15 protein-coding genes are annotated in these 14,714 nt (G+C 49.8%); 11 read left to right on the top strand and 4 right to left on the bottom strand.

Annotated elements, in window-relative coordinates; all coding sequences use genetic code 11:
• The 9 genes from CWE09_RS06490 to CWE09_RS06450 are packed head-to-tail and all read left to right on the top strand — an operon-like array spanning window position 1 to window position 7,606.
• Window positions 1-753: a heme ABC transporter permease gene (locus CWE09_RS06490; RefSeq protein WP_126803166.1), complete on the top strand. Its 753-nt coding sequence runs from the start codon at window positions 1-3 to the stop codon at window positions 751-753.
• Window positions 753-956, top strand: a complete 204-nt coding sequence (gene ccmD, locus CWE09_RS06485; RefSeq protein WP_126803165.1) for a heme exporter protein CcmD — start codon at window positions 753-755, stop codon at window positions 954-956. Before CWE09_RS06490 ends, ccmD begins: the two co-directional genes overlap by 1 nt.
• Entirely contained in the window at window positions 953-1,453 is a 501-nt protein-coding gene (gene ccmE, locus CWE09_RS06480) for a cytochrome c maturation protein CcmE (protein WP_126803164.1), read from the top strand. Before ccmD ends, ccmE begins: the two co-directional genes overlap by 4 nt.
• On the top strand, window positions 1,443-3,422 hold the full coding sequence (locus CWE09_RS06475; protein WP_126803163.1) for a heme lyase CcmF/NrfE family subunit: 1,980 nt from the start codon (window positions 1,443-1,445) through the stop codon (window positions 3,420-3,422). Before ccmE ends, CWE09_RS06475 begins: the two co-directional genes overlap by 11 nt.
• Window positions 3,419-4,006 (top strand): DsbE family thiol:disulfide interchange protein, encoded by a 588-nt coding sequence (locus tag CWE09_RS06470; protein ID WP_126803162.1) that lies wholly within the window; start codon window positions 3,419-3,421, stop codon window positions 4,004-4,006. Before CWE09_RS06475 ends, CWE09_RS06470 begins: the two co-directional genes overlap by 4 nt.
• Window positions 4,006-4,503 (top strand): cytochrome c-type biogenesis protein, encoded by a 498-nt coding sequence (locus CWE09_RS06465; RefSeq protein WP_241974311.1) that lies wholly within the window; start codon window positions 4,006-4,008, stop codon window positions 4,501-4,503. The genes CWE09_RS06470 and CWE09_RS06465 overlap by 1 nt, the downstream gene beginning before the upstream one ends.
• Entirely contained in the window at window positions 4,500-5,699 is a 1,200-nt protein-coding gene (gene ccmI, locus CWE09_RS06460; RefSeq protein ID WP_126803161.1) for a c-type cytochrome biogenesis protein CcmI, read from the top strand. The genes CWE09_RS06465 and ccmI overlap by 4 nt, the downstream gene beginning before the upstream one ends.
• Window positions 5,699-6,541: an MlaA family lipoprotein gene (locus tag CWE09_RS06455; RefSeq protein WP_126803160.1), complete on the top strand. Its 843-nt coding sequence runs from the start codon at window positions 5,699-5,701 to the stop codon at window positions 6,539-6,541. Before ccmI ends, CWE09_RS06455 begins: the two co-directional genes overlap by 1 nt.
• A 60-nt stretch (window positions 6,542-6,601) precedes the next feature.
• On the top strand, window positions 6,602-7,606 hold the full coding sequence (locus tag CWE09_RS06450) for a response regulator (protein ID WP_126803159.1): 1,005 nt from the start codon (window positions 6,602-6,604) through the stop codon (window positions 7,604-7,606).
• Here CWE09_RS06450 and CWE09_RS06445 read toward each other — a convergent pair.
• Complete coding sequence (locus tag CWE09_RS06445) at window positions 7,572-7,904, bottom strand: DUF6170 family protein (protein ID WP_126803158.1); 333 nt, start codon at window positions 7,902-7,904, stop codon at window positions 7,572-7,574. The genes CWE09_RS06450 and CWE09_RS06445 overlap by 35 nt on opposite strands.
• 122 nt (window positions 7,905-8,026) lie before the next feature.
• Between CWE09_RS06445 and galU the strand changes: the two genes are divergently transcribed.
• Window positions 8,027-8,905 carry a UTP--glucose-1-phosphate uridylyltransferase GalU gene (gene galU / locus CWE09_RS06440; protein WP_126803157.1) on the top strand — a complete coding sequence of 293 codons (879 nt, stop codon included), beginning with the start codon at window positions 8,027-8,029 and terminating at the stop codon, window positions 8,903-8,905.
• A 26-nt stretch (window positions 8,906-8,931) separates the two neighbouring features.
• On the opposite strand, the gene CWE09_RS06435 is transcribed toward galU, so the two are convergent.
• The 3 genes from CWE09_RS06435 to cmoA all read right to left on the bottom strand — a co-directional run bounded on the left by CWE09_RS06435 (window position 8,932) and on the right by cmoA (window position 11,701).
• Window positions 8,932-9,906, bottom strand: a complete 975-nt coding sequence (locus CWE09_RS06435; RefSeq protein WP_420807995.1) for a LysR family transcriptional regulator — start codon at window positions 9,904-9,906, stop codon at window positions 8,932-8,934.
• Window positions 9,907-9,977: 71 nt separating this feature from the next.
• Entirely contained in the window at window positions 9,978-10,955 is a 978-nt protein-coding gene (cmoB, locus tag CWE09_RS06430; protein WP_420807989.1) for a tRNA 5-methoxyuridine(34)/uridine 5-oxyacetic acid(34) synthase CmoB, read from the bottom strand.
• 14 nt (window positions 10,956-10,969) lie between these two features.
• Window positions 10,970-11,701 carry a carboxy-S-adenosyl-L-methionine synthase CmoA gene (gene cmoA / locus CWE09_RS06425; protein ID WP_126803154.1) on the bottom strand — a complete coding sequence of 244 codons (732 nt, stop codon included), beginning with the start codon at window positions 11,699-11,701 and terminating at the stop codon, window positions 10,970-10,972.
• Between the two features lie 79 nt (window positions 11,702-11,780).
• On the opposite strand from cmoA, the gene CWE09_RS06420 reads away from it, so the two are divergent.
• The gene (locus CWE09_RS06420; RefSeq protein ID WP_126803153.1) at window positions 11,781-14,633 is read left to right on the top strand and encodes a diguanylate cyclase domain-containing protein; all 2,853 of its coding nucleotides are present in this window, start codon (window positions 11,781-11,783) and stop codon (window positions 14,631-14,633) included.
• The last annotated feature ends 81 nt before the right edge of the window (window positions 14,634-14,714 follow it).

Raw genomic sequence — 14,714 nt, 5'->3', positions numbered from 1 at the left:
ATGTGGCGTTGGTTACACCCCTATGCAAAACCGGAAGCAACTTTTCGCTTAAATCAGAAGATTTTACCCTGGTTTGTCTGGCCCGGGCTGGCCTGTCTGGTCGTTGGCGTAATATGGGGCCTGGCTTTTGCACCGCCTGATTACCAACAGGGCGAGAGCTACCGCATTATTTTCATCCATGTGCCAGCTGCTATCTGGTCAATGGGCTTTTATGTCGGTATGGCGATTGCGGCTTTAATCGCAGTGGTGTGGCAAATCCGCACTGCCGAATGGGCTATTATGGCGATAGCGCCCGTGGGGGCAGTGTTAACCTTTATCTCCTTATTTACCGGTGCTATCTGGGGCCAGCCGATGTGGGGAACCTGGTGGATATGGGACGCGCGACTGACTTCGCAGCTTATTCTGCTCTTTTTGTATTTAGGTGTCATGGCCCTGTATGTGGCTTTTGAAGATCAGCGTACCGGCGCTAAAGCCGCCGGTATTCTGGCTATGGTGGGGGTCATTAATATTCCCATAATCCATTACTCGGTATACTGGTGGAACACCCTGCATCAGGGCTCTACTATCACCCGTGTGGTAACCCGGCTTGAAGCGCCCGCTATTGCAAATGAAATGCTCTGGCCTTTGCTAATGTGCCTGGCGGGCTTTTTAGGTATTTCAGCAGCACTGGTTATTTTGCGACTGAACAATGAAATTCTGCGTCGTGAAATCCGCCGGCCCTGGGCACTTGAACTTTTGCAGCGAGGTAAGTAATGCAGTTTGAGAGTTGGCAGGAATTTATCCTGATGGGAGGCTATGGCTTTTATGTCTGGCTTTCATTTGCGGCAACTTTTTTGTGTTTAGGGGTACTAACCTGGCACACCGCATTCACGCGTCGGCTACTGCGCAAAGAAGCGCTTAAACAGGCAGCCCGTGCACAACGTATTCAACACGCTAAACAAGATGTATCACTATGAACCCAAGACGTAAACGACGCCTGGCCGTCGTCAGTATTATTTTAATGTCCATTGCCGCCGCTACAGCGCTGGTGCTTTATGCGTTATCTCAGAACATAGACTTGTTTTACACTCCGACTGAGATAGTCGAGGGTAAAGGTGCCCAACAGGTGAAGCCTCAGATTGGTCAACGTTTGCGCATTGGCGGGCTGGTCGTGCCGGGTTCAGTGACCCGGCTTGATGACGGTTTAACTATTGCCTTTGACCTTGTCGATCAGGGGCCATCGCAGGTAACCGTTGAATTCAACGGCATTTTGCCGGATCTGTTTCGCGAAGGGCAGGGTATTGTCGCGCAGGGGGAATTAATTGCCCCGAATCGGGTTCTGGCGTCGGAAGTACTGGCTAAGCATGACGAAGAATACATGCCACCTGAGCTGGCAAAAGCGCTGAAAGGTATCGAGCACATCCCAGCGTCCGAATGGCAACAACAAGAGAACGGAGGTGAATATGATCGCTGAAGTCGGTCACTTTTCACTTTCCATAGCTTTTGCCTTTTCGGTATTGCTGACTATTATTCCCCTGGTCGGCGTGCAGCGCCGCCACGGTGGCCAAATGGAAATGGCCCGTCCGCTGACCTATGGCATGTTTGTATTTACGCTGATCTCCTTTATTGCTCTGGTCTGGGGCTTTATGGTCAGCGATTTTAGCATTGAGAACGTTGCTCAGAATTCAAACACCCAGCTTCCTTTGATTTATAAAATCACTGCAGTCTGGGGCTCGCACGAGGGCTCTTTCCTGCTATGGATGCTGGTACAGGCAAGCTGGGCGGCCGCGCTGGCGGTATTCTCAAAACGCCTGCCGCTGGTCTTTGCAGCTCGGGTTCTGGCGGTTATGGGCATGATAGGGGTCGGTTTTTATCTCTTTATGCTGATGACCTCAAATCCTTTTGATCGCACCATTCCACTGATTCCGGTCGATGGCCGGGATCTGAATCCTTTGTTACAGGACCCGGGCATGATTATTCATCCGCCGCTCCTGTACATGGGCTATGTCGGGTTTTCGGTCGCCTTTGCTTTTGCTATTGCAGCTCTGCTGGGTGGCCGGCTCGACGCCTCCTGGGCGCGCTGGTCCAGACCCTGGACGCTGGCAGCCTGGATCTTCCTGACTTTAGGCATTGCTTTAGGCAGTTGGTGGGCGTATTACGAACTCGGCTGGGGTGGCTGGTGGTTCTGGGATCCGGTTGAAAATGCCAGCTTTATGCCATGGCTCGCCGGTACCGCTTTAATTCACTCGCTGGCGGTCTCGGAGAAACGCGGCACTTTCAAGTCATGGACTGTGCTACTGGCGATTGCCGCTTTCAGTTTAAGCCTGATGGGCACTTTCCTGGTGCGCTCGGGGGTATTGGTGTCGGTGCATGCCTTTGCCACCGATCCCACCCGGGGAACTTTCCTGCTTGCGTTCCTTGGCGTAGTTATTGGCGGCTCTTTGCTGCTGTACGCTTTGCGCGCCAGTAAAGTGGTCAGTCATTCGCGCTATGAACTCTTCTCTCGTGAAGTCATGTTGCTGGGTAATAATATCTTACTGGTAACAGCCACAGTGGTCGTCATGATAGGTACTTTGCTGCCGCTGGTTCATCAGGAATTGGGCCTGGGCACCATTTCTATTGGTGAACCCTTCTTTGACGAAGTCTTTATGTGGCTGACGGTGCCTTTTGCCTTGATGTTAGGTATTGGGCCTATGGTGCGCTGGCGACGTCAGAAATGGCCGGAATTGCAGAAGTCGCTGTTGCTGATGGCGGTTCTTTCGGTAGCCCTTGGCTGGGCTTTGCCAGCTATTTTCGCCGGCCACATTAGTGGACTAGCAGTCCTTGGTCTGATTCTGGCATTCTGGGTGTTATTGGGTGCTATTACTGAACTGCATTTAAGTGTGGCGAAACGCGACAATAAATGGCAGGGACTAACCAAACTTGGCCGCAGTCACTGGGGTATGGTGCTTGGGCATGTCGGTTTCGCTGTGATGGTGATAGGTATCAGCATGGTGCAGAACTATGACATAGAACGGGATGTACGAATGACGCCAGGTGATACGTTCACTGAGCGTGGTTACACTTTCCGTTTTGAGCGCGAAGAGCAGCTGGAAGGGCCCAATTATGTAAGCGATGCGGCCTGGTTTGAAGTGACTAAAGATGGCCGTTATATAGACACCATGAAAACTGAGAAACGTTTTTATCATGTACGGCGTCAGGTGATGACTCAAACTGGTTTGCAGGTAGGCCTGTTCCGTGACTTATATATTGCCCTGGGCGACAAACTTGATGATGGTAGCTGGGCTGTGCGTATTCATATTAAACCTTTTGTACGCTGGATCTGGGCGGGCGCCTTGTTGATGTCGATTGGCGGTGCGCTCTCCATTAGTGATAAGCGCTATCGACTGGGCAGACGACGCAGCAAAGTGATGGCTAAGGCCAACACAGGAGCTAAAGTATGAGTCAGCGTGTACGCACTTTAATATTTTTATTGCCGTTGCTGGGCTTTGTTGGCCTGGCTGGTTTTTTATACAGCGGCTTATTTTCCGACCCGAGCAAGCTTGAATCAGTGTTGGTGGGACGAGAAATCCCGTCCTTTGAGTTACCGGATTTATATAATCCAGACCGAACTCATGACCAGAGCATTGTTGGCGGTCGTCCGATGTTGCTTAATGTCTGGGCAACCTGGTGCCCGACTTGTTATGCCGAGCATACCTTTTTAAATAAATTACGTGAGAAAGACGTCTATATTATCGGCCTTAACTATAAAGATGATTCGCGCGCGGCCGCGGTAAATTGGTTGCAGGATCTGGGTGACCCGTACCAAATCAATCTGTTTGACCAAAGCGGCATGCTGGCGCTGGATTTAGGTGTTTATGGTGCGCCTGAGACTTTTGTATTGGATGCTGACGGCGTGGTGCTTTATCGGCATGTCGGGGATATGAACCAGCGCGTGTGGGACGATAAAGTGGCGCCTTTGTATTACCAGGCGCGTCGTGATGTGGGGCTGCCAGTTCCTGATGAACGTCAGGCGGAGGTGAAATAATGCGACTGATGAGCCAGATATTAACCATAATGGGCGTTTTATTGCTGAGCGGTTTTAGTTTGCCGGCAGCCGCTGAAAACGCTAATTATACCTTTGAAACTGAAGCACAGGAACGTCAGTTCCGGCAGCTTATTAATGAACTACGCTGTCCTAAATGTCAGAACCAGAGCATTGCCGATTCCGATGCGCCACTGGCGCTGGATTTGCGTGAGCGGGTGTATCAGATGACCAAAGATGGTGCCAGCCGTGATGAAATTATCGATTTCATGCGCGTACGTTATGGCGATTTTGTGCATTACAAACCGCCGATGAATGCAACCACTATGGTGCTTTGGTGGGGACCTGGGCTGGTATTACTACTGGGCATTGGCACTATTATTTACCGCGTCCGTCAGCAGCGCCGTGAACCCGACCAACTGTCTGCTATCGAGCAACAGCGCCTGGATGAATTAATGGCAGAAGAAAAACAGCAATCAGACAAGGAGCGACGCGAATGATGTGGTATCTGGCGCTCGTTATTTTACTCGTGGCGGCGGTTGCACTGATGGTGTTCGTGCGGCGCAAACAAGATCACGCGTATACGATTCAGGAATCGAACCGGGAACTGTATGAAGCCCGTATGCGCGAAATGAAGCTTGAGATGGAAGAAGGCTCGCTGTCTGAAGAGGAACATGCGCAAGCGGAACTGGAGTTGAAAAAAAGCTTTGTCAGTGACAATGCGGACGATGAAGAACCTATTCAGGAAAAACCTGCCGGTATTCTGATTCCTATTATTTTATTGGTGCTGATTGCCGTTGGTGTGTATTTGTATGGTGATAGCTGGCAACAACAGCGCTATGCAGATTCTGCGTTGCAGAAATTGCCGGAGTTGAGTCAAAAGATACTAGTTGAGCGTGACCAGAGCGCCAGTACAGAGGATGTGCAGACACTCGCGCTAGGTCTGCGGCAACGACTGGAAGATCGCCCTGACGGTAATATCTGGGCTATCTACGGGCGCCTGATGATGCAGCTACGCATGCTGGATGAGGCACTGGAAGCTTTTGAGCGTTCGTTATCGCTAGAACCCGATAGTACCAGTACGCTGATTACCTATTCGCAGGCGTTGATTATGTCCGGCAGCGACAGCGAACTGGGTCAGGCGGCGCGTAATATTCGCCGGGTGATTGAAGTGCAGCCAATGAATGCTGAGGCGTTGGGCTTATTAGGTGTGATTGCCTTTGAACGGGGTGATTATGAGCAGGCTGTGCAGGCCTGGGAAATAACCTTACCGCTTCTGGACCAGAGCGACCCTCGTTACACAGCTATAGAGCAGTCACTCGAGCAGGCCCAGGAACGTTTGTCCGGCGATCTTATCTATGTCACAGTGACTGTGGATATAACCGATGAGCTGCGCAATGAGATGCCGTTCAATGCTAATTTATTTGTTTTTATTCGTGATCCTGATGGTGAGCGAGCGCCAGCGGCTGTAGTCCGTCAACGGGTTAGTGACTTTCCGATCACGGTCACGCTTAGCGAAGAAGACGCGATGATGCCTGAACATACTTTGGCTACTATAGATAACTGGCTTTTGAGTGCGCGTCTGACCACCGAAGATACTATTGAAGTGCGTCCAGGTGTTATGGAAGCGCGTCCCCGTATGCTGTCCAGGGAGTCGGGGCAGCAGGTTAATATAATCATAAGTGAGCTGCGTTGATGAAAAGCTGGCGGTTAATTTTTTGCCTGATAGGGATATTCTTTGTCGCGGGGTGTTCCAGTACCCCAGACAATAATGAGCAGGAAGAAGCCGGCCAGGAATTTGAATTTGGCGATGAGCGCGACCCCTTCGAAGAATTCAACCGCCGGATGTGGAGCTTAAACCGCAATATATTAGACCCGTTTTTCATTACTCCTGCAGCCAATGTTTATTCCAAAACACCTCAACCGGTGCGTCGGGGTATTTATAATATGACCGAAAACCTGACCGAACCACCCTCGGTAGTAAATAACCTGCTGCAGGGAAAACCTAAGTCGGCGGTGGTCAGCGTGGGCCGTTTTGTGGTCAACAGCACGGTAGGTTTGTTAGGTTTTTTTGATGTAGCCACCCATATGGGGCTGGAACAGGATCGGGAGACCTTTGGCGAGACGCTAGCGGTCTACGGAACCCCGGATGGTCCTTATGTGATGCTGCCCGGCCTTGGCCCGACTGTGGTGATAGACCGTGGTGGCGACTTTGTGGATGAGCTTTATTCACCCACTATGTATCTTAATTTTTACGTGAACGTCGCCCGCTTTGCATTGCGGGGACTGGAACAGCGAATTCAGTTACAGGAAGTAGAAGGCATTCTGGAGAATTCATTGGATGAATATTCTTTTGTGCGCGAGACCTATTTCTCTTACTGGCAGGATAAGGTATATGATGGCGATCCGCCCCGTGAAGACCGCTGGGACCAGGACTATGACGATGACTGGGACGATTGGGACGATGATGGCTGGGAAAGCGGGGAAGACGCCTTTGCCTGGCAGCTAATTAAGCGCGACCTACAAGTACTGTATTGACTAACCAGCAATGCTGAACAATGCTTACAGTTCTAAGTTGTAATTAATGCGGAGTCAGCGATGAAAAGTACGCGAGTGCTTTTGATAGAAGATGATAATGTTTTCGCCGATCTAATGACCCGTTTTTTGCAGAATCGTGGTTATAAAGTGACCTTGGCAGCGGATGGAGAAAGTGGATTAGAAGCCTGTCAAAACGACGATCCTGATATTGTGTTGTGCGATTTAAATTTGCCGCAGATGTCAGGTCTGCAGATTCTGCAAAAGCTGGTAGAAGACTGCAGTCAGGTACCTGTTATAGTAATTTCCGGTTCTGAACGAATGTCTGATATTCGCGAAGCAGTGCGTCTGGGTGCCTGGGATTATCTAGTCAAACCAGTAGGGCAGCTCGAAACCATTGATCTCGCCATCCAGAACTGTCTGACCCGCTCGAGCCTGGAAGATAGCTGGGAACGCGAGCGTTGGGAGCTGGATGACCATATCGACGTATTATTCGACAATCAGGCCGTGACTCAACGTTTAACTAAAGACCTGATACCCCAAGGTGATTTAGCGGTTGGCTCGTTTGTTATATCGCATCATTTATCTGAGCTAAGCCATGAGAATTATTGGCTGGACTATTATAAGCTGCCAGGTAACCAGGCGATGGCTGTGATCGCAAGTGCCCAGGCAGTAGCTGGCCAGACTCTGATCTCCTTATTAGTCTTAAAAACCTTATTTAACCCTTTGCTACGCCTGTCTGCAGGCGGCGATGAAGACCTGCTGAAATACCCACATAAAGTTCTTGAGCATCTCAATGCAGAACTTTGCCACTCTAAAATAAAAACCGCATTTGATCTGATTGTTGTATGGATAGATGGTGATAGTGGCGCTATTCACTGGGGACACGCGGGGGATAGCTTGAAGCTAAGCGTCGAAAGTAAGCCGGACTTAGCTGTGGGTATATGGTCGCATGCAAGTTATAGTTTTCATCAGGGCAAGCTCACTGCACAGGAGAGCCTGCGCATTGGTGATGACCTGGCCTGGCTCAATATCAGTCGGCGGAATCCTGCTTCTCCTCTTGCATAGCGCGATAATCCCGGGCTGCCTGGGGCAGGTAAGGGCGGCTCAGGTTAAGTGTTAGCGGGTGCAACAGTAACGGATAGAACAAACCAGCGGCCAGTAATGCCAGAATACGCCATAACCAGCTCTCTACGCTGATCAGTTGCCAGAACAGAGCTATTAGTACAACGAGTTGCAATGTCTTGGTCAGGAAACGACGTGGCAGCGGCATTGAACGTGCAGCAAGTTGGATGATCAAGGCCCGGTCAGTGGCTTTAAATGCTTTCAGCTCAGGGATACGACGGGCGCTCCAGTAAATTTTCATAAACTTCCTGTGGGTACGTAAATCACAGGCCGATCATATCATTTTAGCTTCTGCTGGTGGTAAACTTGGGCCAATTAGAAGTAAGAATCTGAAGTTTAAGTCGAACAACAAGGAAGCAAAAGATGGCCGTTAGTAAAGTCATAATCCCTGTCGCGGGTCTTGGTACCCGTATGCTACCCGCTACTAAAGCAATACCGAAAGAAATGTTGCCGTTAGTAGATAAACCTTTGATTCAGTATATCGTTAATGAATGCGCCGCTGCCGGTTTGACGGAAATTATACTGGTCACTCATTCCAGTAAAAATTCAATTGAGAACCATTTTGATACCAGTTTTGAATTGGAAGCCACGCTGGAGAAACGGGTTAAACGCCAGATACTTGATGAAGTGCAGTCTATTTGCCCGCCTGGGGTGACTATTATGCATGTACGTCAGGGCGTAGCTAAAGGCTTAGGCCACGCGATTCTAACCGCACGACCTTTGGTCGGCGACGAGCCGTTTGCGGTGGTTTTGCCTGACGTCTTACTGGATGAGGAGACTGCTGATCTAACTAAAGACAACCTGGCTGAGATGGTACGTAGTTTCAGCGAGAACCAGGTGAGCCAGGTCATGGTTGAGAAAGTTCCGCATGAAATGGTAAGCAACTATGGTATCGCCGATATAGGTGGTGCCAAACTGGCTGCTGGCGAACAAGCGCCTATCAGTCAGTTGGTGGAAAAACCATCGGTTGACAGTGCTCCATCGGATTTAGCCGTAGTCGGGCGTTATGTTTTCACGCGCGAGTTATGGCCACTGCTGAAAGTCACCCCAGTAGGGGCTGGCGACGAGATACAACTGACCGACGCCATGGCAATGTTACTCGAACAACAACAGGTGAATGCTTATTATATGAAAGGTAAAAGCCACGACTGCGGTAACAAGCTCGGTTATGTCAAAGCTTTTATTGAATATGCCAAGCGGCATCCGGAATTGGGAAGCGAGGTAAGAGCCTGGCTCAAATAGCCAGGCTTTTGCCTTATATCATGGACTCAGGCAATGCTATGCGCGGTTTTACTGTTCGGTGATGCTTTATCATTGGCTGCAGGCTGATCATTGGCTGCAGCCTGATCTATGCTTTCTACTGAGCGATGCTGAAGTAACTTATCGGCCAGCAAGCGGGCACAGGGTCCTGTTTTTTCGCCTTTAGGTAATACCAGGTAAAGCAAACCACTGCGGTGAGAACTGCCATCGAGTTGCAGGCGGGTTAACTCGCCTTTCGCTACCGCTTGATCGGTTAAGTAGGTCGGTAACCAGCAGAAACCCAGACCACTCTTTATCAGTCTCAGGGCCTCATCAAAATGACTCACGGTCCAGCGTTGCTCTGCCTTTAGCCAACCCGAAGTTTCTGAGGGTTTAGTCGCGGTATCGCGAATGACAACTTGCAGGTGATGCATGAGGTCACCTTGTTTTATGGGTTGTTCCATTTGGGCAAGAGGGTGGTCTGGTTTGCAAACCAGCTCCATTCTGAATTCGCTGAAAGGTTCGCCTAAAATACCTTTTGGCAGGTGGTGGGAAATTACCACATCTGCAGTTTGTTCCAGAATCTGTTCCAGCGTGCCGGTAAGGACAGTGTCATCAATGATGAGACGACTACCGCGGCTTTCATCATTGAATTTCTGCAACACAGGCATCAGCGGAGCGCGGTCACAAGCCATTTCAATAGCCAGCCGGACTTCTGGTTCCCAACCAAAATGAAGATTGTCTGCCAGTTGTTCCAACTCAGTTATTGTCTGCGTCAGTTGCCGTGACCGGCGCAGCATGACTTCGCCAATATCCGTCAAATAAGCCTTACGCCCGCGTACCTCAAGCAGCTGCACACCCAGAACCTGTTGCAGTTTAGCAACGGCATGGTTAAGTGATGACTGACTTTTACTTAATTTGTCTGCTGCATGAGCGTAACCGCCGTGATCGACAACGGCCTGTAGTATGCGCCACTGTTCTACCGTGGTTTTCGGTCTGTAAATGCTCACAATTGATATCCTTCACTTTGGAAATATATCGAACGTCCATAAGAACACTGATACCAGATCATCAGTTAAGGTCGTCGAGCGGTAAGTACGGCACGTTTTGGTGCCTGGTACCCTTCAATAGTCTTATTGTTATCATTTGGATCAAGAAAATCCTCTAAAGATTTATTCTCCATCCATTCTGTTGTTCTTTGTTCTGCGGTGGTAGTAGCATTTATATCTACTATTTTTATATCAATAAAGCCGCAGCGCCGCATCCATAATGACAGAGCGGGAATACTGGGTAAATACCAGACGTTACGCATTTGCGCGTAACGGCCTTCAGGCATCAGCACTTGTTGTTCGTCGCCGTCCACGACCAGGGTTTCAAGTACCAGTTGCCCGCCAGATCGTAACTGAGCGCGGCACTGATGCAGGAAATCTATTGGGGAGCGACGGTGATAAAGTACACCCATACTGAACACCGTGTCAAAACAGCCTAGTTCAGGTAGCTGATCTACGCCAATCGGAAGTAGTTCAACATCTTTTGCAATATCGGGTGGAGCGTATTTCTGCAGCGCTTTGAATTGCACAACAAAAAGCTGGCTGGGGTCAATGCCAACCACCAGATCGGCGCCGGCACCTTTCATACGCCACAGGTGGTAACCGCTACCACAGCCAATATCCAACACCTGACGGCCGCTCAGGTCATCCAGGTGAGGTAATACCCGTTGCCATTTCCAGTCGGAGCGCCATTCGGTATCAATGTGGGTGCCAAAAAGCTCAAACGGGCCTTTGCGCCAGGGTTTGAATTTTTTGAGCAGAGCTTCGAGGCGAGCTTTTTGCCCGCTGTCGATGTCACTAGCCTGACCAAACTGAACCTTATTTTCGATATCACAGGCTGTGCTTTTAACATCGGGTAATAATTTCAGTACTTTCATCCAATCTGCGAAGTCACCATGCAGGTTACTTTGTTGCCACTGGTGCAGATCCGCGGGCAAACTACGCAGCCAGTGACGTGCAGGACTAAGGGCCAGGCGAGCAAGAAAAGGGTGGTAATCGATCACAATAGCCTCAGTATTTATTTAATGGCGAATGTGGAGGTGAAATTAAAACAGCGGTACCAGTTCTGTACCTGGCTGAAACCGGTTTCCTGCAAGCGTTGCTGATGTTGCTGTAGGGTATCCAGCCGCATAACGTTTTCCAGCGCCGCTCTTTTCTGACTGATTTCCAGCTCACTATAACCATTATCGCGTTTAAAATCATGATGTAAGTCAACCAGCACCTGGTCACATACAGTTTCAGGTTCACGTACTTTCTCAGACAACACCAACAGTCCGCCAGGCAGCATGGCGTCGCTAATTTGTTGCAACAGTTGCTGACGTTTTTCCGGCGCAATAAATTGCAGCGTGAAGTTAAGTATAACGACGGAGCAGGGCTTGTACTTGGTTTGCAAAATATCGCCCTGTTCAATATGCACCGGCGTATCGCCACGAAAAGCATCAACATGGGCCTGGCAGCGCTCGACCATGGCTGCTGAACTGTCGATGCCGATAATGCTGCAACCCGGTGCTTTATTATTTTGTTTCAGTGCCAGAGTCGAAGCACCCAGCGAGCAACCTAAGTCATATAAAACGCTGTCTGGCTGAGCGAAGCGACCGGCCAGGCGACCAATAGTATGTACCATGGTTGCATAGCCTGGTACTGATCTGTTGATCATATCCGGAAAAACTTCAGCTACTTTCTCATCAAAGGCAAAGTCACCCAATTCAGAATAAGGCTGAGCGTAAATTGCGTCGCGCGGCACAGTCATTTTAATTCAACATCGCTTAGGTACTGGATTCATAGTAGAATTGTAACCGAAGCCTCGCAGCGCAACCAGTTGAGTTTTAATGATGCAAAAACTGTTGCCCGGATTGCTGCTTTGTACTTTGCTGGTGATGAGTCTGGCAGTACAGGCAAACAGTGACCGGCATGCTATATCTGAAGCCACGGATGCGGCGGTATTAAAAGTGGTGTTGAATGATCAGCAGCCACCGCTAGCCTATGCCGGTAGTATAGAGCATGAAGCCAATGGTTTTCTGGTGGATCTCTGGCGCGCCTTTGGCGAAGCGGAAGATATTGATGTCGAGTTCATATTTCAGTCTCATGAGCAGGCGTTAGCGCTGGTAGCGCAAGGTGAAGCGGATGTTTACGGCGGTGTGACTGCCGGGCTGACCAACTCATTAGCCACCGGGCCGACTCTTGCCGAATATAAGTATTATCTGTGGCTGCATCAAAGTGTGCCTTTATTTCCCACGCCAGATCAAGCGACTGCCTGGGTTATCGGTGTGGTTGCTGACTCTCCTGACCAGCGCTGGCTGGAACTACACTATCCGAATCTTCGCCTGCGTACTTATGACAATGTGCATGCGCTTTTTGACGCGGCGTTGAACAACCAGATCCGGGTTTTTTTGTTTAATGAATATCTCGACCCTCGCTTTGCGAATGTCTCCCAACTTATGCGGCAATACCCTATTTATCGACGCGTAGAAGCTGGCGAGAACCGTATTACAGTAGCTTTGCAGCCGGCGCGCGAAGATTTATTGGACAGATTGAGCCGCCTGCCGTTGATGGAAACTGAGGCTCTTAAAAAAGGTATGGTCGCTCGGGATCTGAAAGATGACTCTGTGCTTCGACTGAGCGCCCCTGATGATGCCTGGCCCTTGTCGGCGACTAACAACGAAGGGGAGCCGGAGGGGCTTCTGATCGATCTATGGCGAGCCTGGTCTGAAGTGACAGACATCCCAATTCAGTTTGTGCCCATGAACAACCGCTTAGGCTACCTGAATGTGAAGGACGGAGAATCCGACGTTATGCTGGCAGCTACTGAAATGGGCATGGATGAGTTTGGATTAACCTCTGTCATTGAATATTACAATACACCTTTGCTGGTATATGCAGATCCAGAACAAACTTCGGCAGAGAGACTGAGTGAACTGGCAGATTCAGTTACCTTGGGCATGGTGGCCTCGCATCAGCGTCAACGTGATATTTTACAACAGCTTGCACCGCAAATAAGCATTCTTCCTTTTAACAGTTTGCAAGATGTTGAAGAGGCGATTCTTGAACGACAGATTCAGGGGTTTGTAGGTCCTGCTTTGATAACTGCGCGGAAACGGCAAAGCAGCAGTGTTATCGATAATTTGCGGACTTTTGCTACGCCTCAGCTGCCACTGCCCGTATACGTTGCGACTATGGGAGATGCTGCGCTGGCGGAACGTATTGAAGATGGTTTTGCGATGATTCCCTGGCAGCAGAAAGTGCGTATTGAAGAGCGTTGGGTGGGCGACGAAAACCTGCAGTATTACCCTTACCTGCCGCGTCGTGTTGTCCTGCAAAGTGGCGAGCGGCAATGGTTAGAAGGACTAGGTGCCTTACGAGTTGGCCTGCCAGCGGATTCCGCCCCGATTATTATGCAGGATGAACAAGGGCGTGTAGTGGGTCTGGACTCTGACATTATGCGTTTAATAGAACAGCGAACACCGTTGCTAATCGATTGGAAGCCTTGTGGAGACTGGCAACGCTGCCTGGATGCATTACGTGACCGCGAAATAGATGTATTGCCTTTTTTAAGTGATACTGAAGAACGCCGTGAATATGTCAACTTTAGTGATGTTTATTGGGAAACCCCCTGGGCTATAGCTTCCCGTGAAAATGCGGCTTTGTCGGTAGATTCACTCAGTGAATTAAGTGGTTATCGTATTGCTATGGTGGCCAGTTATAGCCTGATGGCGCAACTGAAGCAGGTGGAAGATATTGATGTGGTTGCGGTAGATACGCCGGAAGAGGGACTGACCGTTGTGCTGGAAGGGGCGGCTGATGGTTATATTGATAGTCTACCGCTTTTGATCGAGCGTATTCGCGAGCAGCGCACCGGAAATATAGCGATATCTTTACTACGCGACGAACCTGGGGATCAGGTGACGTTTGGAGTGCGCTCAGACTGGCCGCAATTGGTTCCTGTACTTAACAGGGCGATAGAGACTATTACCGAAGCTGAACGCTCCGCTATTAACGAGCGTTGGTTCGATTATCAGTTTGATGAGGGAATTAGTGCAGAGCAGGTACGTAAGTGGTCACTTCGCGCTGGTATTGCGGTATTTTTTGTCATTCTGGTATTCCTTGTCTGGAATAGCCGTTTGCGACGTGAAATTGAGCGCCGCAAAGAGGTCGAGGAGAAAATAAAATATCTGGCAAAACATGATGATTTGACGCAGTTGCCCAATCGTAGTTTGTTAACAGATCGGTTGCAGCAGGCGGTGCATTTGCATCATCGGCATAAACTCAGGTTTGCTGTCATGTTCCTTGATTTAGATGGCTTTAAAGAAGTAAATGACCGGGAGGGGCATGATGCGGGCGATCGCTTGTTGGTTGAAATCGCGCAGCGGCTGCAAGGAGCACTGCGTAAAAACGACACTGTCAGCCGTTTTGGTGGTGATGAATTTGTCGTTGTTCTGACGGAGCTGGATGATGTCGAACAAGCCCTGGCCGTGGCCGGAAAACTGATCGCCGAAGTGACTGAACCCTATGATCTGGATGGCGTTACCGCCGAAGTGACCGTAAGCATTGGCATCGCAATGTATCCGGATGACGCGGATCAGGCCGATGTTTTATTGCGCCTGGCAGATAAGGCGATGTATCAGGTCAAACGGGAAGGCAAAAATGATGTTCAGCTGGCCGCTTCGATGACGCCGGAAAGATGACATTAGCTGTCAGTCCGATATACTATGGCGCCTTACGTTAACTGGTCGCCTCAGGTGCTTTCCACCTGCTTTGTTTTGGGC

The organism is Aliidiomarina minuta, assembly GCF_003987145.1.
Lineage (GTDB): Bacteria > Pseudomonadota > Gammaproteobacteria > Enterobacterales > Alteromonadaceae > Aliidiomarina > Aliidiomarina minuta.
The sequence above is the reverse complement of the archived record's forward strand: the minus strand, read 5'-3'. Positions and strand labels throughout refer to the sequence as shown.